Annotated in this window: 15 protein-coding genes; 9 read left to right on the plus strand and 6 right to left on the minus strand. The window is 38.5% G+C overall.

Going from position 1 to position 20,535, the window contains the following annotated elements:
- Positions 1 to 3 precede the first annotated feature (3 nt).
- On the plus strand, positions 4 to 1,548 hold the full coding sequence (locus tag BUB03_RS19255; protein ID WP_073066233.1) for a serine hydrolase: 1,545 nt from the start codon (positions 4 to 6) through the stop codon (positions 1,546 to 1,548).
- Positions 1,549 to 1,716: 168 nt separating this feature from the next.
- Here the strand turns inward: BUB03_RS19255 and BUB03_RS19260 are convergent, their stop codons facing one another.
- On the minus strand, positions 1,717 to 2,193 hold the full coding sequence (locus BUB03_RS19260) for a SixA phosphatase family protein (protein ID WP_073066574.1): 477 nt from the start codon (positions 2,191 to 2,193) through the stop codon (positions 1,717 to 1,719).
- A 115-nt stretch (positions 2,194 to 2,308) separates the two neighbouring features.
- On the opposite strand from BUB03_RS19260, the gene ruvX reads away from it, so the two are divergent.
- The 6 genes from ruvX to BUB03_RS19290 all read left to right on the plus strand — a co-directional run bounded on the left by ruvX (position 2,309) and on the right by BUB03_RS19290 (position 6,926).
- On the plus strand, positions 2,309 to 2,725 hold the full coding sequence (ruvX, locus tag BUB03_RS19265; RefSeq protein ID WP_040996975.1) for a Holliday junction resolvase RuvX: 417 nt from the start codon (positions 2,309 to 2,311) through the stop codon (positions 2,723 to 2,725).
- Entirely contained in the window at positions 2,722 to 3,294 is a 573-nt protein-coding gene (def, locus tag BUB03_RS19270; protein WP_073066235.1) for a peptide deformylase, read from the plus strand. Before ruvX ends, def begins: the two co-directional genes overlap by 4 nt.
- Positions 3,295 to 3,373: 79 nt before the next feature.
- Positions 3,374 to 3,928 carry a DUF5606 family protein gene (locus BUB03_RS19275; RefSeq protein WP_040996971.1) on the plus strand — a complete coding sequence of 185 codons (555 nt, stop codon included), beginning with the start codon at positions 3,374 to 3,376 and terminating at the stop codon, positions 3,926 to 3,928.
- A gap of 259 nt (positions 3,929 to 4,187) precedes the next feature.
- A complete protein-coding gene (gene mazG / locus BUB03_RS19280) occupies positions 4,188 to 4,955 on the plus strand; it encodes a nucleoside triphosphate pyrophosphohydrolase (RefSeq protein ID WP_073066238.1) in 768 nt (255 codons plus the stop codon).
- A 1-nt stretch (position 4,956) separates the two neighbouring features.
- The gene (locus tag BUB03_RS19285; protein WP_073066240.1) at positions 4,957 to 6,039 is read left to right on the plus strand and encodes an FUSC family protein; all 1,083 of its coding nucleotides are present in this window, start codon (positions 4,957 to 4,959) and stop codon (positions 6,037 to 6,039) included.
- A gap of 2 nt (positions 6,040 to 6,041) precedes the next feature.
- Positions 6,042 to 6,926, plus strand: a complete 885-nt coding sequence (locus BUB03_RS19290; protein ID WP_040996966.1) for a hypothetical protein — start codon at positions 6,042 to 6,044, stop codon at positions 6,924 to 6,926.
- 103 nt (positions 6,927 to 7,029) lie between these two features.
- Here the strand turns inward: BUB03_RS19290 and BUB03_RS19295 are convergent, their stop codons facing one another.
- Entirely contained in the window at positions 7,030 to 10,743 is a 3,714-nt protein-coding gene (locus BUB03_RS19295) for a metallophosphoesterase (RefSeq protein WP_073066243.1), read from the minus strand.
- Positions 10,744 to 10,769: 26 nt separating this feature from the next.
- Here BUB03_RS19295 and BUB03_RS19300 point away from each other — a divergent pair, with 26 nt between their 5' ends.
- Both BUB03_RS19300 and BUB03_RS19305 read left to right on the plus strand, forming a co-directional pair.
- On the plus strand, positions 10,770 to 11,939 hold the full coding sequence (locus BUB03_RS19300) for a Pycsar system effector family protein (protein WP_073066245.1): 1,170 nt from the start codon (positions 10,770 to 10,772) through the stop codon (positions 11,937 to 11,939).
- 15 nt (positions 11,940 to 11,954) lie between these two features.
- On the plus strand, positions 11,955 to 12,878 hold the full coding sequence (locus BUB03_RS19305) for a bestrophin family protein (protein WP_073066248.1): 924 nt from the start codon (positions 11,955 to 11,957) through the stop codon (positions 12,876 to 12,878).
- Here the strand turns inward: BUB03_RS19305 and BUB03_RS19310 are convergent.
- From BUB03_RS19310 to nuoL, 4 genes are all read right to left on the minus strand, one after another.
- Entirely contained in the window at positions 12,875 to 15,181 is a 2,307-nt protein-coding gene (locus BUB03_RS19310; RefSeq protein WP_073066251.1) for a GAF domain-containing protein, read from the minus strand. The genes BUB03_RS19305 and BUB03_RS19310 overlap by 4 nt on opposite strands.
- Positions 15,182 to 15,729: 548 nt before the next feature.
- Positions 15,730 to 17,109, minus strand: a complete 1,380-nt coding sequence (locus BUB03_RS19315; protein ID WP_073066253.1) for an NADH-quinone oxidoreductase subunit N — start codon at positions 17,107 to 17,109, stop codon at positions 15,730 to 15,732.
- Positions 17,110 to 17,125: 16 nt separating this feature from the next.
- Positions 17,126 to 18,619: a complex I subunit 4 family protein gene (locus BUB03_RS19320; protein WP_040996955.1), complete on the minus strand. Its 1,494-nt coding sequence runs from the start codon at positions 18,617 to 18,619 to the stop codon at positions 17,126 to 17,128.
- Positions 18,619 to 20,532, minus strand: coding sequence for an NADH-quinone oxidoreductase subunit L (gene nuoL, locus BUB03_RS19325; protein ID WP_073066255.1), 1,914 nt, complete (start codon positions 20,530 to 20,532; stop codon positions 18,619 to 18,621). The genes BUB03_RS19320 and nuoL overlap by 1 nt, the downstream gene beginning before the upstream one ends.
- Positions 20,533 to 20,535: the final 3 nt, after the last annotated feature.

The raw sequence follows: 20,535 nt of genomic DNA on the forward strand, positions 1-20,535 counted from the left end.
AAAATGAAGCAGAAATTTTCTTTTCTACTTTTTCTGGCAGCAGTAGGGCTTTTCAATGCCCAGGTTGAAGAAAAAAAACTGGATGAACTGATCCAGAATACCTTAAAAACGTTCGATGTTCCGGGAATGTCCGTAGGGATCATAAAAGACGGAAAAGTGATCTATTCCAAAGGGTTCGGACAGCGCTCCTTAGCCACCAAACAACCGATGGATGATACTACACTGGTAGGAATTGCATCCAATTCAAAAGGGTTTACATGTACTGCGCTGGCTATCCTTGCAGACGAAGGAAAACTGAACTGGGACGATAAGGTTTCAAAATATATTCCTGAATTCCAGATGTACGATCCGTATGTTTCCCAAAATGTAACGGTTAAAGACCTTGTAACCCACAGAGCCGGGCTAGGTTTGGGGCAGGGTGACCTGATGTTTTTCCCGGAAGGCGGAAGCCTGACTGTTAATGATATTGTTCACAACGTAAGATATCTGAAGCCGGAAAACCCTTTCCGAACTAAACTGGATTATAACAATATCATGTTTATCGTAGCCGGAGAAGTAATCCACAGGATTTCCGGTCTTAGCTGGGCGGAATTTATTGAGCAGAGAATCATGAAACCAGTAGGAATGACCTCCAGCTATGGAAGCTACAACAGAGCAAAAGCAGTAGCTAACAAGATTGACGCACATGCCCCTGTAGATGGTAAAGCCATCGCAGTTCCCCACGACTGGAACGAAACAGGAAATGCTGCAGGAGGAATTATGAGTAATATCAAAGATATGACTACATGGGCAGATTTTCTTTTAAATAATTTCACCACAAAAGACGGAAAAAAACTGGTTTCAGATAAAAATGTACAGCAGCTGTGGAGCCTGCAGATTCCGGACAGGGTTGCTTTAAAAAATCCTTATGATACAAGTTTCTACGGCTATGGATTAGGATGGTTTTTAAGCGATGTAAAAGGACACAAGCAGATCCAGCATACGGGAGGATTAATTGGAACCGTTACGCAGTTTACCCTGATTCCGGATATGAAATTAGGAATTGTAGTGTTGACCAACCAGCAGTCCGGGGCAGCTTTTAATACGATCACCAATACGGTTAGAGATTCTTATCTTGGTGTGGCAGACAGAAACTGGCTTAAAACATACAGCGAAAGAATGTCAAAAGTAAATGCAGATTTTGACAAACAGAAAAAAGAAGCTTTTGCTAAATCCGAAGCTTTTAAAAAAGAAAAAAACCTTCAGCCTAAGCCAGAACAATTTGTAGGTAAATACAATGACCAGTGGTTCGGAGATGTTGAAATTTCTCAGCAGGGAAATACATACAGAATTTCCTGTCAAAATTCTCCAAGACTGAAAGGAGAACTGCTTCCTTATTCCAATAATTCTTTTATTATTAAATGGGATGACAGAAGTTATGATGCTGATGCCTATATCATGTTCAACTATGATGAAAACGGAAAAGCAGAATCTGCAAAGTTGAAGCCTGTTTCAGATGTTACGGATTTCAGCTTTGATTTTGATGATCTGGATCTTAGAAGAAAGTAGAGGTATAAACGAAAGCAAAATAACGAAAAAGCAAAATTGCAAAGCATTATTTATTCAAATATTCAATAGGAACGGGCTTTAGCCCGTTTTTTTATTATTTATCAAATATAGATGTTCTCCTTTTTAAAGAGTAAAAAAGGAGTAGGAGAGATTAAATAAAAGGAAGAATTATATTTTTCCAGGTTCATAAAAGAACAGAAGCTTCTTTTTGGCACCTTCAAATTCAGACCATGAATTACAGTCTATTTCAAAACCGGCTACTCCGCAGGTTGGGAAATGAAAAATATCCTCAGAAATGGAATTCGCAAAATTGGAAATTCCGTTGTTATGGGAAAAAAAAGCGACAGAGCTCACACTGTCATCCAGATCGTAAATTACAGATTCGAAATTTTTTTCAGAAGGGTTATACAGTTTATCTTCCGTAGAAACTGTAAGCTGGTAAGCCTGGTTAAAGATCTTGCATGTATTCAGTGCACGAACTGCCGGGCTGGAAACAAACCGGTCAATCGTAATATTATTGCTTTTCATGAATCTGGACATGTTCATAGCATCTTTTAATCCTTTGTCTGCCAAAGGCCTGTCAAAGTCCTCCGTTTCTTCCGGCCAGTCGCTTTTCGCATGTCTTACGAGGATGAGTTTCTTCATATTTTCGTTTTTTGGAAGATTAAAATTATAAAAAAAATAATGGAATAAAACATGATTTTTATAAAAAAGCTGCGTTATGAATAAAATCATTAAATTTTACTAAATTTGCACACTTATGGGACAGATCCTTGCAATAGACTATGGAAAGGCACGCTGCGGCATTGCTGCGACGGATGATATGCAGATTATTGCCAGTGCTCTGGATACCGTTGAAACACGGTTTTTGATGGAGTTTCTTAGGAAATATTTCACCGAAAACAAAGTGGATGATGTGGTAGTAGGCCTTCCTACAGATTTGAAAGGAAATATATCCGAAGTGGAGACCGATATTTTAAAATTCATTGAAGAATTTCAGAAAGAATTTTCCGGTATCGCAGTCCACCGCCTTGATGAAAGGTTTACCTCAAAAATGGCTTCTTTTTTTATCTCCCAAAGCGGGAAAAGCAAAAAAAAGAGACAGGAAAAGGGGTTAATAGATAAAGTAAGCGCAACGATTATATTGCAGAATTTTTTAGAACAAAGAATAAGATGATTTTACCGATAAGAGCTTTTGGGGATCCTGTTTTGAGAAAAGTAGGGAAAGATATAGACAAAGATTATCCCGGTTTACAGGAACTTATAGATAATATGTTCGAAACGATGTACAGTGCAAACGGCATTGGGCTGGCAGCACCGCAGATCGGGCTGGACATCCGTCTGTTTGTGATCGATGTAACTCCTCTTGCAGATGATGAAGATTACGAAGACATCAAAGATGAGCTGGCCGAGTTCAAAAAAGTTTTCATTAATGCCAGAATCTTTGAAGAATCTGGCGAAGAATGGAAATTCAATGAAGGATGCCTTTCTATTCCGGATGTAAGAGAAGATGTGAAGAGAAAAGGAACGATCGTTATTGAATATTATGACGAAAATTTTGTGAAACATACAGAAACTTTTTCCGATATTAGAGCCCGCGTAATTCAGCATGAGTATGATCATATTGAAGGCGTGCTGTTTACCGATCATCTGAGTGCTTTGAAGAAAAAACTTGTAAAAGGTAAACTGACGAAAATCTCCCAGGGCGATGTAAGTATCGGCTACAAAATGAGATTTCCAAAATAAATTTAAACTAGGATTAAAAACAAAATAATAAAAAGCAAAAAGCTTCGTGCCAATTGCAGAATTTACAAAAAATAAAATTATGCTGTTAGAAAAAATAATTTCAATTTCCGGAAAGCCAGGACTTTTCAAATTAGTTTCCCAATTAAGAAACGGTTTTATCATTGAAGATGTTACCACTAAGAAAAAAGTAAGCATCGGAAACTCCAGTCAGGTGAGTTTATTGGATAATATCGCAATGTTTACGGTTGATAAAGAAGTTCCTTTGTTCGAAGTTTTTGAAAATATTGCTAAAAATAACGATTACAAAGAAGCGATTTCCCACAAATCTTCCGATGAGATTCTGAAAGAATTTATGACGGCTTCTCTTCCTAACTATGATACGGAAAGAGTATACGCTTCAGACATCAAAAAACTGGCTCAGTGGTACAACATCCTTCAGAAAGCAGGATATATTACCCCTGAAAGCTTTGTAAAAGCAGAGCCGGAAACATTAGACGGTGTACAGGAAGAAGTAAGTATTGAAAAAGAAGCTCCTAAAAAAGCTCCAAAAGCTGAAAAGCCTGCTACTCCAAAAGTAAAAGCTACTTCTGCAGCTAAAGCCGCTCCAAAAAGTACCCACACAAAGAAAGGATAATCCCTTTTTGAATTTGAAATACAAAACCTTGTCAAAAATGATGAGGTTTTTTTGTTTTTAGGTAGCAGATATTAAGTAACAGTAAATTTCGAGAAAGTTTATATTAGGTTTTATCTTTAAACATTAAACATTAAACATTAAACATTAAACATTAAACATTAAACATTAAACATTTTTTTACCTTAAACTTTCACTTCCGACTAATACCACAGAGCCAAAATATCCCTTACCTTTGTATAGATCGAATTTCTCATTACTTATGAATACCAGACAAGAAAAACTAGAAGCTTTCGGAAGATTATTAGATATTATGGACGATCTCCGTGAAAAATGTCCGTGGGACCAGAAGCAGACTTTGCAATCGCTCCGTCATCTTACTCTGGAAGAAACCTATGAGCTTTCGGATGCGATCCTTCAGGAAGATTTACAGGAGATCAAAAAAGAGCTTGGTGATGTACTGCTTCATTTGGTTTTTTATGCTAAAATCGGTTCTGAAAAAGAGAGTTTTGATATAGCCGATGTCATCAATTCCTTAAACGAAAAACTGATCTTCCGTCATCCACATATTTACGGGGATACAGAGGTGAAAGATGAGGAAGAAGTAAAGCAGAACTGGGAAAAGCTGAAGCTGAAAGAAGGAAACAAATCTATTTTGGGCGGTGTTCCGAAAAGTCTTCCGAGTTTGGTAAAAGCCTACAGGATCCAGGATAAAGTAAAAGGAATCGGTTTTGAATTTCATGATGCGGAAGATGCCTGGAAGAAAGTAGATGAAGAAATCAGGGAGTTTCATGAAGAAACAGATCCTGTTAAAAAAGAAATGGAGCTGGGGGATGTATTTTTCTCACTCATCAACTATGCAAGAATTTCAGGACTGAATCCGGACTCTGCTCTGGAAAGAACCAATTTAAAATTTATTTCAAGATTCCAGAAAATGGAGAGGCTGGCTGAAGAATCCAATATAAAACTCGCCGACCTGTCCCTGGAAGAAATGGATGTATTGTGGGAAAAAGCAAAACTGATGGCATAGCATGAAAGTACAGCGTTCCGTACATCACAGATTTCAGTATCTGCTGGAGTTTAAAAAAACAGAAAGGAAATGGCATTTCCCGTTTCTTGCGGCACTTTGTATCGGGAGCTGCTTATTCATCGGTTATTTCTTAGGAAAGCCCAATTACGGAAGCTTATCGAGTCTGGGAGCGCTTACAATTTTATATTTTACTTCAGCACCCATCAGCCAACGGATGATTCATCTGGCCGTTTGTGCATTCGGGATGGTCTTTTCTTTTACTATAAGTCTGTTTTTCAGCTTTAATGCCTATACAGCAGGATTATCTTTGGGAATTGTCTCTTTTCTGGCACACTTTATAACATCGTATTTTAAAATTCCTCCACCAGGAAACTTTTTCTTTATCATGCTGGCGGCTATGGCAAGCACCTATCAGTTTGACCTGGAAATGATTCCTGTAAGGGTAGGACTTGTGGCTATGGGAGCCATTTTATCCTGTACATTAGCTTTTCTGTACTCTGTTTTTATAGAGAAAGGAGAGGTGCTGGCTATTCCCAGGAGAAGAAAGTTTAACAAAAGAAGATATACTAAATTTGTAGAAAGTACCATTATAGGATTTTTCATGATGCTGACACTGATTGTAGGGCATCTGCTTAAATTTGAAAATACCTACTGGATTTCCATTGCTGCAATAGCGATTATCCAGGGACGTAATTTTGAACATGTCCGTCAGCGGAATATGCACAGAATTCTTGGAACCTTTATTGGAATAGGTTTTGCATGGCTCATTCTGCTCTTTGATCCTGCCAAAATAGAAATGATCATCATTATTACAGTTTTGCAGTTTATTATAGAGCTGCTTATTGTAAGGAATTACGGTTTTGCGGTGATTTTTATAACCCCATTAACGATTCTTTTAACGGAAACCGGAAGTCTGGTTCATCATAATGTAGAAGATCTCATGCATGCGAGGCTTTTAGACACTATTATAGGAAGTCTGATCGGTTTGGCTGCCGGCTTTTTTCTTCATCATCAGCAGATAATTAATAACTTAGAGAAAAATATCCGGTACTCGTATTTTCAGTTTAAAAAATTAAAAAAATAGCTATGTTGCGTATTCTTACTTTATCCGCTTTCTTACTATGGAGCTGTAATCCAAAAGCTCAGGACAGTCCTAAAACCGAGCCTCTGAAAGTAGAATTTTCCCTTCCTAAAAAATTGAAGGAAGTTTCCGGGATCGTATTGTCTCAGGATAAAAATACCATTTGGGCTATAGAAGACCAGGGCAACAAGAATATGGTATACGGCCTGGATATGCAGGGCAAACTGGTGGCTGATGTTCTTGTGGAGAATGCTGAAAATAACGATTGGGAAGATATTACAAAAGATACTCAGGGGAATATCTATCTCGGAGATTTTGGAAATAATGACAATAACAGACAAAATCTGGCTATTTTGAAACTGGATCTGAAAGATGCTTCCCAAAAGACAACAAAGGCTGTTCAGACTACAAAATTTCATTACGAAGGACAGACGGAATTTCCTCCGAAGAAATCGAACTGGCTGTATGACTGTGAAGCTTTTGTAGAAATGAACGGTAATTTTTATCTTTTTACCAAAAACAGAAGCAAAGGCTTTGACGGAACTTTCCTCGTATTCCAGGTTCCCAATAAAGAAGGAGATTTTGAAGCCAAATTAATAGGGAAACTTAAGCTGGCAGGAAAATACAGTGATGCCGCCATTACTTCTGCTGCTGTGAACAGTACGCAGGATAAAATCGTTCTGCTTACCCATAAAAATATCCATGTTCTTTCCGGATTTACCGCAGATAATTTTAATACTGCTAAAATTGAGAAAGTACCGTTAAATCATAATTCACAAAAAGAGGCTGTTGTTTTCCTAGATGATAAAACACTCCTGATTGCTGACGAAAAAGATAAGGATACGGGCGGAAAAGTATATAGATTTGAATTGAATCCTCAAGGCAAATAAATGTAACAGGCAAAAAAAAGTTACAAGCAGAATATTCTATTCGTTAAAAAATAAGAGGGACAATTTTTGTCCCTCTTTTGCTATATAAATTTTTTCTTCGGATTTAGAAAGTCATTCCTACGCCGCCGGAGATCCTTCCTCCATCGGAACCATAGAAATAATTCAGTCTTGCAGAAAGCATATCAACAACGCTTATCCAGAATCCGGCTCCTACAGACTGGTGCCATTTTTTTGAATCTTCATGATCATTCCATACACGGCCCAGGTCATAACCGATCAGGACTCCCATATTGGCGGGGATGATATTGTTCCTTACCCTTCCGAAATCCCAGCGGATTTCAGAGTTATTGGTGAAATAAGATTTGCCTGAAAATCTGTCATTACGGAAAGCTCTCATTCCGTTATTTCCGCCTATACTTGCTGCCTGGTAGAATTCGAAATTATTGTTGCTGATCCACATGGCGTTGCTGGAATTGGCAAAAACAAAATTTCCCCTTTTGTCCAGCCTGTGATCGATCGTCAGTGTACCGTTCAGGGTGAAGAAATTCTTTTCAGTATTGGAGAGATTCGTTTTCCAGTCTGCATTCAGTAATAATTCCAGACCCAGGGTAGGGAAGGCATTATTATCCAGGTTTTTGAAGCTGAATGTATAATTGACTCCCGCAAACTGCTGGCTTTTGAAAACTTCAGGTCTCACATCCGGCGACTGATCTACAAAGCGGTCGCCTTTTCTCTGTACCTTATTATCTTCAAAGGTAAGCTGGAACTGATGCTGAAGATTCATCCAGCTCTTTTTAGAGATAGACGGTGCGAAATTGAACTTAGAGATTCGTGCCCTGTTGTATTCTCTTTCCGTATTTTCTTTATCATATTGACTTTCGTTGGACAGCCCAAAGAAGTTTTCAGCAAATCTGGGTGTTGTATAAGCCGCATCCAGATTGAAATCCCATCCGGATATTGCCTTTTTGAAAATTCCTTTATAAGCAGCATTGAACCCACCTGTTGCCGTATAAAAATTAACTCTAAGGCTGTGCTTTTGGGTATAAGGGTCGCGAATGAAATTATTGACGGTATAATTGGCCAGAACCCCTAAAATTACACCATCATCCGGATTGTAATCCGCATTCGGATAGCCTGCAAAGAAATTGTATTTCGGATGCTTATAGTTGTATGTATTGATATCATAGTCATCGGAAATATTTTTTGTTCCGCCACCGTTGTATGTATTTTTCTGGGATTTAAAATCGTAGATTTTTACACTTTTCCCATCAGCAATATTGTACACATCATGATTATAACCGCCCACAAGCCTGATATTCATCTTCGGTCTTCCTTCGCCTGAAACTTCATAAATATCATCATCTTCAAGGCCATAGATCCAAAGTTCTTTTGTTTTGGAATCATCATATGTTTTTTCAAAAACCAATTCAGGGTTTTCTTTGTTTTTATCTAATTTATATTGCTGTACGTGAACAGTATTTGCTGTTTTTGTGATAACGAATTTATCAGGATTCACTGTTCCGGCAAGAGGAACTTTTTCCTGCAACACATCATAATATTGCGAAGCATAGTCCTGAAGTTTTGTTTTTCTGACTTTTAGTTTTCTCTGAATATCAGCAATCGTTTCATCACGTACTTCTTTCGGAAGATTCGCGAAGGCGTCATCAATATCGGCATCTGTAAGATGTTCCTGGATGTATTTAGCCTGCGCAGTCCATTCTTCCTGTGAAGCTCCTTTTAAAAAGATGAGGTCCAGCGGATACGGTTCCATATTCATCCACTTCACATTTTTAATATCATCCTTAAACGTTTTCATATGGCGGATAGCCGGAACATTCATAATGATCTTAAAAGCAGCTCCGTCATACTTACTGAAAGCCTGGTCCCTGTCTTTTGGGATAGGCTTGTAAACAACCTGGTCGCCATTCTGGTATTCTGCCCATTTCCACTGGTCAGAATGCCTGTCCCAGTCGCCGATAAGCATATCGAAAATCCTTGCTCTTATATAAGATTCCCGGTCTACCGAATATTTGTAATTTTTAGTGAAATTTTTCAGTACATCATCGGTCGAAACAATGTCTTTAGCGTTATCAAGTGAAGCTAAGGTCTTGGGATCAGATGAAAAACGTTCTTCAATCATGTACATTTCATCACCATAGTTTTCATTATATTCTCCCAAAGCATATTGTTTCGGGATATAATAAAGCTTCGGATTGCTGTGGAAAATGCCAAGTTTATCAGCCATGTTTCCTACAGAAAAAGGAGTAAACGGGTGATTGGTGGTATAAAAATCAAGCAGGAACTTTTCAGGAAATGTATTATTCAGCTCATTTCCGAAGGTACTTTTTTTGAAGGCCATATTATTCAGGAAACGAACGGCACTCTTCTTTACACCACGCATAACGAATTCCTGTCCGTCTGCTGCTTTCAGCCTCAAGCTGTTCGACTGGTTGCCTCCACCTTCTCTGAATGGTGTAAAGCCACCGTTCAATGATGCAAGATCTGCGGTTGGCGCTTCAATCGGGATACCGTAATATTTTCTGTAGTGCTCACCCCATAGCCAACGGTAAACAGGTCCTTTTTGGGTAAGTTTTACAGGATAAACGCTTGAAGTTGCTGTGGCCGGAAAATCTTTTGGATAATTATTCACAAAGGCATCCGGTTTTGAAATCACAGAAATATGGGCAAGCTTTTTAAGGCTGTTATCTTTTGTAGAAAAATATTCCACGTCTGTACTCTGGTCTTTTCTGATATTCAGAACGGCAAAACCGCTGCCCCCGTAAGAGAAATCAGTCTTTTCCGCAATCGTAGCAGGATCGGTCTTGGAACCGGCACCGCTGATAATCTGCCTGATATTCCTGTCTTCATGATACTGCAGGTTATGATCATGCCCGGAAACAAAAATAATGTTTTCCTTATCCTGAACAATGCTTTTCAGTCTGTTGGCAAGATCTGCATAATGTTGATTATTAATATCTTCCAAACTTGCTCCGGAAGAACTTCTCAACACATTAATCAAACTTGCTGCAATAGGAACAGGAATCTTGCTTTTCAGAGGATAAAGATGTGATTTTGCAGAATTGAATCCTGCATGTGTTCCACTGCTGATGACAGGATGATGAAGAGCTACAATAATCCTTTTATCCTGATTTTTGGTTATAAGGTCTTTAAATTCCGTGAAAAAATCCTCACGGGTTTTAATGGTGCAGTTTTTATTTACACCCGGGTACTGATCCCAGTTGACAAGGGCCCATTCCGTATCAATGACAATAAGCTTAATATCTTTGGATAAACTAATATCATCGATGCCACAGGAATTTTTAGGAAGAAAGGTTTTTTTATCATTAAAATAGGCTTTCACAAGATCTTCCTGTGCCTTTAATCCTTCAAGACCGTTGTTCCAGTCATGATTTCCCGGAATAACAAGTGTTTTCCCTTTAAAGTTTTTGGTAATGGCAAGCTGATTTTCCAGTTTTTGCTTTGCCAGCGCATAATCTTTGTCGGATTCTTTAGGCAGGCCGTTAGGGTAAATATTATCACCAAGGAAGATCAGCATGGAATTGCTGTCTGCGGAATCCAGCTTGCTTTTGAGTAAGTCTAAGGTATTCTGCGCCTGAGGCTCATCTGCATTTCCGGCATCACCGATCAGGAAAACTTTAAAATCATTTTCAGATTTTATATCAGAATTTTTTATTTCAAATAAGTTTTTACCCTTTTTTACGTTATATGTTGCGCACGAATAGAGAACTCCCGCAGATAATACTGCCCTAAAGGCAATAGAAGTTTTTTTTAAATGAGTTTTAAAGGATAAATTCATAAATTTACATTAACAAAAATTCAGGAATGAATATTTTACACAAAGCTAAAGATTATGTAGAAATCTTATTCAAAGATAAGTTATCTTCTGTATACTTTTACCATAATTTTATCCATACGACCTATACTGTGAATAAGGCCGAAGAGATTATGCGAAATACACCTGTTTCCAAAGAGGATCAGGAAAAGGTGCTTCTGGCCCTCTGGTTCCATGATACAGGATATGTGGAATGTGCACAGAACCATGAAGAAAAAGGAGTAACCATCCTTACCGATTTTCTGAAACAGGAAAATTATCCTGAAAGTTATATTGAAGATGTTTCCCGACTGATCCTGGCAACCAAAATTACCTATCAGCCGCAGAACCTTCTGGAAAAAATTGTAAAAGATGCGGACTGCAGCCACTTTGCCAGCCACGATTATAATGATATTTCCGATGCCCTGAGAAAAGAATGGGAGCTCACCAATGTAAGATGTTTTTCCAATGACGAATGGAATGCCGGCAATCTTGATATGCTTAAAAACAAGCATCATTATTATACGGAATACGCAAAGGAAAACTGGGAGCCTCTGAAAAAGAAGAATATCAAGAAAATAGAAAAGAAGCTCGAAAAAGAAGAGGATAAAAAAGAAAATTCCGATAATAAAAAAGAGCCTAAAGAACCGAAATCTGACCGCAGTGTAGATACCCTGTTCAGAGTAACCCTGAATAACCATACCAGACTGAGTGATATTGCCGACAGTAAGGCGAATATCCTTCTTTCGGTGAATGCCATTATTATTTCCGTCTGTCTTTCCGTGCTTGTTCCTAAGCTGGATACGCCTAAGAATGCCCACCTGATCATTCCGAGCTTTATTCTGCTTACCTCAAGTGTTCTGACCATCATATTTGCCATTTTATCAACAAAACCGAATGTGACGAAGACGAATTTTACAGCTCAGGATATTGCCGACAGAAAGGTGAATCTTCTGTTCTTCGGAAACTTTCAGCGAATGCTCTTCAGCGATTATCACAATGCAATGAAAGATTTAATCAAAGACAGGGATTATATCTATGATTCTATGGTGAAAGATCTTTATTTTCTCGGAAAAGTCCTGGACAGGAAGTATAAACTTTTATCCATTACCTATAAGATATTTATGGCAGGAATTATCATTTCCGTACTTTCTTTCGGGTATGCTTTTCTTTCTCTTTAATTAAAAAAAACTGCGATGATAGTAAGACAGCGGACCAACTGGCTGAAAATGTTGTTTATATGGAGAGGTTCTGTGCTGAAGAAAATTATCGTTCAGCTGGCTGTAATTTTATTATTTTCACTGGCCATCTATTTTTTTAAAGGAAAAATCTTCGATTATAAAGTACATCTCAATCCTACTATTTTTACGCTGATCGGTCTGGCACTGGCTATTTTCATGGGATTCTGCAACACGGCGAGCTATGACCGCTTCTGGGAAGGCCGGAAACTTTGGGGACTGCTCGTGATCGAAACAAGATCCTTTACCAGACAGATGCTCTCAATGGTGAATGATCCCTCGCCGGGAGCCAGAGAAGAGAAAGAAAAGATCATTAAAATGGTATCGGCATTCTGCTGGTCCCTGAACTATCAGCTAAGGGAGAAATCCGGGACGGAGCATTTAGCAAGACTTCTTTCCCCGGAACAGGTAGAACAACTAAAGGATAAGAAATTTATTCCCAGCATTATTCTCGGTTTTATTGCAGACTGGCTGAATGAGCAGCAACGGAAAGGCCATATCGATACAATTGTAATGACTTCCATGAATCATCATCTGAACCAGTTTTCTAATATTTTAGGTGGTTGCGAAAGAATTCACAATACGCCGCTGCCTTTTGCTTACAGTATTTTGCTTCACCGCACGGTTTATCTATACTGCTTCTGGCTGCCTTTTGGATTGGTAGATACGGTTGGCTGGATGATGCCTTTAATTGTCCTCTTAATCAGCTATACATTTATTGCGCTGGATGCCATTATTCAGGAGATCCAGGAACCTTTCGGAGAGGAAGAAAATGATCTTGCCCTGAACAACATGTGCAGAACGATCGAGTACTCTATTTTCGAGCAGGCAGGAATGCCACAGGGTGAACTGAAAGAGGCAGATTCTTATTTTGTTGACTAGCTTTGAGTCAAAGAAACCCTCAGTGCCAGCAGACCCGTAATTCCCTGCAAATCTTCCACTTTTAAGAACTCCACATCATTCTGCAGGATTCCTTTTTTCTGAAGTTTATTGATGTATTCCAGATATTCTCGCTGGTTTTCCATTCCGAAATAAACAATGGTAATCTTTCCTGGACAGGTTATTCTTTCCGGAGAGTCTTTGATATGGGCTTTATCAAGGCGTTTTTTTATAATTTCATAATACGAATTGTAGGCGCCGTCCACATCGAAGCGTTTCTCGTCCATTCTGAAGCGGATGTCTATTTTTTCATTATAGACAAAAAGTAGCGAAGCTATATCCAGCTGGATCGGCAGATTGTTCTTAAAGGTCTGGAATTCCCGTTCCATGTTGCAGATCGTCTTCAGCTGCCAATACCTTAATTTGTGGACTACTTTTGAAGTGTAAGCAAGTTCCGGGGCAATATTATGTCCGATGTATAAGTTATGCTCTACGCCATCGGATTTGAACCTTTCAAAGTAATGCGGGAAGATCTCCTGGGCTTTAACCTGGCTTTCGTCCAGCATATCGGCCAGTTTCCTGTTGACCAGCGTTATAGAATCATCCAGATTTTTTCTGTTGGCATAAAAAAGATCGGTTTGAGAAAAGACCTGCAGAAAATAATCTTTGATCTTGTTTTTTATCTCCCTGTCGGTTTTCAATTCCAGTTTTCCCTGGAGATAAGGATGGATCTCTTCTCTTAAAAATCTCTGAAGGCGCTGTTCCGTATCAGCCTTAATTTCATTATTCAGCTCATTTTCAAAAACATCAAGGGCCAGAAGATATTTCTCCGAATCGGAATTAATAAGGGTGAAAATATCGTGGAGGCTTTCAAGCTGCTGGTTGAGATCTTCAAGCATCAGATTAAAACGCTTATCCGAAGAAGAACGGATGTCCGAGAAGCCAAAAAGAGGAGTGAGGTTTTTAAATGTAATCTGTTTCAGGGTATACATTTTTTTCCCAAGTGAGGCATTGAAATACTTTTCAGCTTCATTCCTGAATTTCCATACGACACTGTCGTGAATAGAGGTATATTCACGCTGAATAATAGCTTCTATCTGGTAGTTTTTTTCAAAGCTGAACCTGTTCAGGGAGAAAAGGATCATATCAGTGAAAAACTCCATTTTTTTAAGCTTTAATCCGTTAAAACTATTGGCTTGCGGAGAAGTAAATTCCATAATAGCCAAAAGCTCATTGTCTTTCATGATAGGAATTACCATGAAACTGTTGATATTGTTATCCCTTAAAATACTAAAAGAGGGAAGATTTTTAACATCTTCATCCAGTTTATTGACATTGGAGACAACAATCGGTTTAGAATTATGATTGAGATTGTTGAAAGTATTCTTTCGGGTTTCTTCATCAAATGCATTGATCCAAAAATCGAGGACATGATGGGTGAATATATTTTCGTAAATAGGCAGCCTGCCAAGTTTCTGGTCTTTTTTGTCAAACAGCATTAAACCGAAATTAAGTTCCGGTACATCGAAATAAGATTTGAAAATTTCTACCAGGTTTTCATTAGGACTCAGATCTTCCGGATCAATCTCAATCATACTGGATTTCAGATCAGACAGAGCCACTTCCGAAGTGCAGTCTACCAGAGAAATAATAGTGAAGCCTTTTAATACCCATGATTTTGAAGGAAAATATTTTTTCCAAAGCTTAAAGTCATCAAGGTTTTCAAGCAGCATATCCAATACATCATCAGAAGGAATTTCTGCATTTTCAGTTGGATAAATGTCTGTAAAATCTGCATTTACCGTGATCTTATAATGCTTCATGATTCCCTGTCTGTTCGGAATATCGTAATAAAACGGCATGGTGCTTTTGATATCCCTTTTGAAATAGGTCTGAAGGATAAGACAGCAGCAGAAAACATAAAACTCATTATCATCAATGTTCCTGAGTTCTATTTCAAAATCTTTCCCGGCGTCTTTCAGTATATTTTTAAATCTTTCAGTATAATTAAAAGTGATATTGGAAAGCGGAATACTGGCAGCTTTAATTTCATTGTTGGTAAGCCCCGTAGGGAAAAGGTCTGCAAGCAGAAGCCTGATGAGGTCTTCATGTTTATCAAGAAGTGTCACATCCTGGAAACCGTCTTTCAGTTCCTGAAAATTCCTTGTTCTTTCAATAAGTGACTCGGCATAATTGACACGGTATTCGAGGCGGTCATTATAGCGGATATGTTCCAGCACATCCAAATATTTTTTGAATGATATAATAACCTGAAAGGGAGCGTCTTTTTTGTAAAGATGAGCCAAGAGCTGAAATTTAAAGTAAAGTTATGAAAAAAACATTACTTCCAAATGTATTGCAAATAGATGAAAGTTACCTTTGTAAGCCATTTTTTTATTTTTCCTGAATAAAATCCGAATATAGATATAGCAATGATTACTGCTTTCTTTTCTTTTTCAAAAATTCCGCAGTTTTGTGAATAAGATTGGGATAAAATTCTGATGTTCCAATCTTTAGTTCCCGGGGTACCGGAAATAAAAATTTCATAAGCGGAACAATAAATATAAGGGCAAAGGCTGCGAACGGAAGACCATAATTTGCCGTTTCTGTTTTGTCTTTACTTATAAAAAATAATTGCTGAAATAATTAAAGTGGTAAACAGGTTTATAATGACTTTTTGATTGTGATGAATGTTATTCAAATGCAGTTGTTTGGGGATATGATCTCTGCTTATTTTATTGTTTAGTTACATATTAATATAAAACCTTAAAAATTTACTAAGCTTATTCGAATCATATTTTACAAAAAAAGCACAACTGAAAAGTTGTGCTTTATATATGCTATAGTGAAACTTCTATAATCCAAACTGTCTAGCAAACAGATCCGGGAAAATTCCCAGAATAATAATAGATGCTATGACAAATACCGCTACAATATTATAAGTAAGGGTTACTTTTTCTGAAGATTTGAATGTAGATTCTTTAAAGAAGAACATTGCAATAATCAGTCTTAAATAATAGGCAATGGAAAGGGCAGAACCTAGTACTGCGATGACTACCAAGAAAGCCGCACCGTTCATGGCCTGGGAAAATAAAGCAAATTTACCCATAAAACCGGCAGTTAAAGGAACTCCAGCCATTGAAAGCATAGAAATAGCTGCTGCTGTGGCCAATAGAGGCTCAGTTTTAGCCAATCCTTTGAAAGCTCCGAAAGAAGTTTCTCTTTTCAGTTTTTCTACCCAGATCAGGCACATGAAAACTCCTACCGTAGATAGTGAGTAAGCAAACAGGTAGAACGCCAGGTTGTAAGTAGAAAGGCTTGTCATTCCGAAGAACACCAATCCGATGTACCCTGCATGGGATACTGAAGAGTAAGCCAGCATTCTTTTCGCGTTGGTCTGTGCAAGACCCATAACGTTTGCCAAAAGTAAAGTAATGATCAGGAATACTCCTAAAACATTGATCCATTCGTGGGTAACACCTGTAAAACCTATCGTCATCAGTCTGAAAAGAGCAAAGAATCCTGAGATCTTTACTACACTCGCCATGAATGCTGTGATCAAAGAAGGTGATCCTGCATATACATCAGGACTCCACATATGGAAAGGAGCTAAAGCTACCTTGAATGCCAATGCACAAAGAATCAGCAATACTCCTAAGATGAACATTACATCTGTAGAGTTGGCTAAACCAAAATCATGGATTTTATAAAGGTCAAAGCTTCCCGCACTTCCATAAATAAATGCAATCCCGAAAAGCAAGAAACCTGTCGCAAAAGCACCCATTAAGAAATATTTGATTGAAGCTTCGTTTGATCTTAAATCAGTTTTGTTGGCACCGGCCATTACATACAACGGAATGGAAAGAATTTCTACTCCTAAGAAAAGGGTTACCAGATTCTGGAATCCGAAGAGAATAATTCCTCCGCATAATGCAAAAAGCATCAGCGCGTATAGTTCCGACTGGTGGCTTCTGTGATTGCTGAAAGCAAAACCTCCCAGAAAAAATAACAATAATGTCGTTACAATTGATATTTTAGTGAATAACGCAGTATTGGCAGTATAGTCATACATGTGTCTGTACTGTTCGAAGAACGCACATTCCGGCATGAAGCTTACCCATAACGCGATGATTAATCCCAAAATCCCAATGTATCTTGCGAATTTTCCATGTTCAAAAACTCCTGAAAATAACGCAACAACTGCCGTTAGGAAAACAATAATTAAAACACTCATTTTTTAAAATATCAAATTAGCTTACCATTGATTGGTAGATAAACTTCAACGAACTATTCACCATATCGATTATCGGTTGTGGGAAAATACCAAATACAATCACAAAAACCGCTAAACTTGCCAATACGGAGAATTCTACACCGGAAAGGTCTTTTGCTGTGCTTAAAACAGCTTCATCTCCTTCTCCGAACATTGCTTTTCCGTAGAATCTCAATAAATATACAGCAGCGAGAATTACCGTAAGACCAGCAATTACTGCTGCAAGACCATTAAAATCATATACAGATTTCAACAGGATAAATTCCCCGATGAACCCATTGGTTAACGGAACTCCCATTGAACCTAAGATGATGATCAGGAATAACACGGCAAATTTAGGAGCCACTTTGGCTAAACCTCCCATCTGTCTGATATCTCTTGATTTGAATCTCTTGTATAAAATATCGCAGCAGTAGAATAATCCAACTACGTTGATACCGTGGGCAAAAGTCTGAACTAAAGCTCCCTCAGCACCTTCAATGTTAAATGTTCCTCTTAAAGAAATTACCGCAGAAGAGAAGATCCCTGCAACCATCAGTCCTACGTGAGAGAAAGATGAATAAGCAATGATTCTCTTCATATCTGTCTGGATAATTGCGATCAACGCACCGTGAACAATTCCTATGATGGCAAGGATAATAACGATCTGTCCGGAAATTCCTGCAATAGGAAGCGGAGTGATCGGAAGTAAATAACGCATTACCCCATATACTGCCATTTTCAGCATGATCCCTGATAAAAGCATGGATCCCTGAGTAGGAGAGTAGGTATACGTGTCCGGCTGCCATGTGTGGAAAGGAAATACCGGCAATTTCACTGCAAATGCAAAGAAAATAAACCAGAATACCACAGTCTGCTGTACTTCGTTAAGATCAGCATTGTAAAGATCTGTTAAAGCGAATGATGCAGAGTGGTTGTACACATAGATCAATCCGGCTAACATAAATAATGATCCAACGAATGTATATACGAAGAATTTTGTAGTGAACTCGAATCTTTTGTTTTCCTGTCCCCAAAGTCCGGCAATGAACCAGATTGGGATCAGGGTTACTTCCCAGAAAATGTAGAACAGCAATCCGTCAAGGGATGTGAAAACTCCTACAAGACCAAACTGCATCAGCAGGATCAGACCGTAGAATGTGTTTCTGTAGCTTACATTTTCGTTGAAAGATGATAAAATAATGATCGGCGTAAGAATATTGGTCAACAATAAAAGCAGTAGGCTCATCCCGTCAATCCCGAAATGAAGCGAGCTTTTAATAAATTGTGACCAAGGGTAATTGATCTCGTGCTGCAATACACTGTCTACTGTCGGATTAAAATTAAAATCCGCTGCGATGTAGAAAGTAATAAGCATTTGGACCAACGCAATTCCCAGCGCCAGATATTTGCTGGATTTATCTTTCCATGCAAAAACTAATCCCGAACCTACTAGAGGTAATAGTAATAATGTTAATAATAAACCAGACATTATTGTAATATAAAGTTAACAATCAGTATAATTCCCACCGCTAAAGACATGATAAGAATATAGGTCTCCACATTTCCGTTCTGGATACGCTTCATGGCTTTTCCGCTGTCTTCAGCACCTTCGCCCACGAAGTCTACAAAACGGTCAAGGATTCCTTTATCAAACATCTTTCCTCCGCGTCCTAATCCTTCAACAGTTTTTACAATCAATGCATTGTAAAGTTCGTCTACATATAGTTTTTTAGCAGAAAGCTTTTCCCATCCGGTATAGCTTTCTTCTGCAAGAGCCAGTTTTTTCTTCTTCACGTAAGTATTTTTTACAACAAACCAAACGGTGAAGAACATAAGAACTGTAGCTCCCAGCAATATCATTTCAGTACCAAACGGAACGCCTGAAAGGGTAGCTTCCATCTGGCTGAAGCTTTGCTCGGTAAGAACAGGCTTAAGCCATTCCATTAATTTTGCATAATGACCGTGTCCGATGAAGTGAGGAAGGTTGATGAAACCTCCAAGCACAGAAAGGATAGCCAGTACGATCAACGGAAGCGTCATATTAGACGGGCTTTCGTGTAAGTGGTGTTTTTGTTCTTCTGTACCTCTGAACTCTCCGTGGAAAGTAAGGTAATACAGTCTGAACATATAGGTTGCAGTTATTGCCGCTAAAACAAATAAGATTACCCAGTAAATAGGGTTTTTAGCGAAAGCTGCTACTAAAATTTCGTCTTTTGAGATCATTCCTGACAATAAAGGGAAACCTGAGATTGCCAATGTTCCGATAAGGAAAGTAGCATGGGTAATTGGGATATACTTTTTAAGCCCACCCATGAAACGCATGTCCTGCTCGTTGCTCATCGCGTGGATTACAGAACCTGCTCCCAGGAACAATAATGCTTTGAAGAAAGCGTGCGTCATTACGTGGAACATCGCTGTTGTATAAGCTCCCAACCCTAAAGCAATGAACATAAATCCAAGCTGTGAAACGGTAGAGTAAGCTAATACTTTTTTGATATCGTTCTGACGAAGCGCATAGAATCCTGCTAAAGCTGCAGTCAGGAATCCGATGAATAAAATGCCTCCCTGAACGGTAGGTGCCAAAGTGAATAAGAAGTTTGATCTTACTACCAAATAGATACCCGCAGTTACCATCGTTGCCGCGTGGATTAACGCAGAAACTGGAGTTGGCCCGGCCATCGCATCCGGTAACCATGTATATAAAGGAACCTGAGCTGATTTACCGGTTGCCCCGATAAATAAACTCGCCGTAATAAAGATAATTACTGTTCCGTCCAATTCAAATTTTGAAGAATTTTGCGCTACCGTAAGGTAATCTACAGCATTGGTTTGCGCAGCGATCATAAAGATACCGATCAATAATGCAAGGTCACCAATTCTGTTCATGATGAAAGCTTTTCTTGCTGCTTTACCATATTCTTCGTTGGTATACCAGAATCCGATTAACAGGTAAGAACAAAGACCTACGCCTTCCCATCCAATGAACAGGATCAGGTAATTGCTTCCCATTACCAGAAGTAACATGGAGAAGATGAAAAGATTAAGATAAGTAAAGAACTTATAGAAACCTTTGTCGTGGCTCATATATCCGATAGAGTACAGGTGAATCAAAGATCCGATCCCTGTAATGATCATCACCATCATCAAAGAAAGCTGATCGATCTGGAACCCGAAATTGATCTGAACCCCGTTTACTGTAAACCACTCAAATGCTTTTACTATAACCGGCTGGCTTTCAGAATTCATATTCATAAAAAGACTTACCGCAATACAGAAAGATCCGAAAACCATAGCTGTAGCCAGCGAGCCTACCAATATTTTTGGAAGATTTTTCCCGAATAAACCGTTAATAAGAAACCCTAAAAGTGGTAAAAGTACTATTGCATACACTAAATTTTCCATTCC

Source organism: Chryseobacterium oranimense, assembly GCF_900129755.1.
Lineage (GTDB): Bacteria > Bacteroidota > Bacteroidia > Flavobacteriales > Weeksellaceae > Chryseobacterium > Chryseobacterium oranimense.

What these genes read in the sequence shown, in the direction of transcription:
- BUB03_RS19300 (WP_073066245.1), top strand. Translation starts at nt 10,770, where the DNA reads ATGAATATTTTACACAAAGCTAAAGATTATGTAGAAATCTTATTCAAA.
- nuoL (WP_073066255.1), bottom strand. Translation starts at nt 20,532, where the DNA reads ATGGAAAATTTAGTGTATGCAATAGTACTTTTACCACTTTTAGGGTTT.
- BUB03_RS19285 (WP_073066240.1), top strand. Translation starts at nt 4,957, where the DNA reads ATGAAAGTACAGCGTTCCGTACATCACAGATTTCAGTATCTGCTGGAG.
- BUB03_RS19275 (WP_040996971.1), top strand. Translation starts at nt 3,374, where the DNA reads ATGCTGTTAGAAAAAATAATTTCAATTTCCGGAAAGCCAGGACTTTTC.
- ruvX (WP_040996975.1), top strand. Translation starts at nt 2,309, where the DNA reads ATGGGACAGATCCTTGCAATAGACTATGGAAAGGCACGCTGCGGCATT.
- BUB03_RS19255 (WP_073066233.1), top strand. Translation starts at nt 4, where the DNA reads ATGAAGCAGAAATTTTCTTTTCTACTTTTTCTGGCAGCAGTAGGGCTT.
- BUB03_RS19305 (WP_073066248.1), top strand. Translation starts at nt 11,955, where the DNA reads ATGATAGTAAGACAGCGGACCAACTGGCTGAAAATGTTGTTTATATGG.
- BUB03_RS19320 (WP_040996955.1), bottom strand. Translation starts at nt 18,619, where the DNA reads ATGTCTGGTTTATTATTAACATTATTACTATTACCTCTAGTAGGTTCG.
- mazG (WP_073066238.1), top strand. Translation starts at nt 4,188, where the DNA reads ATGAATACCAGACAAGAAAAACTAGAAGCTTTCGGAAGATTATTAGAT.
- def (WP_073066235.1), top strand. Translation starts at nt 2,722, where the DNA reads ATGATTTTACCGATAAGAGCTTTTGGGGATCCTGTTTTGAGAAAAGTA.
- BUB03_RS19260 (WP_073066574.1), bottom strand. Translation starts at nt 2,193, where the DNA reads ATGAAGAAACTCATCCTCGTAAGACATGCGAAAAGCGACTGGCCGGAA.
- BUB03_RS19315 (WP_073066253.1), bottom strand. Translation starts at nt 17,109, where the DNA reads ATGAGTGTTTTAATTATTGTTTTCCTAACGGCAGTTGTTGCGTTATTT.
- BUB03_RS19290 (WP_040996966.1), top strand. Translation starts at nt 6,042, where the DNA reads ATGTTGCGTATTCTTACTTTATCCGCTTTCTTACTATGGAGCTGTAAT.
- BUB03_RS19295 (WP_073066243.1), bottom strand. Translation starts at nt 10,743, where the DNA reads ATGAATTTATCCTTTAAAACTCATTTAAAAAAAACTTCTATTGCCTTT.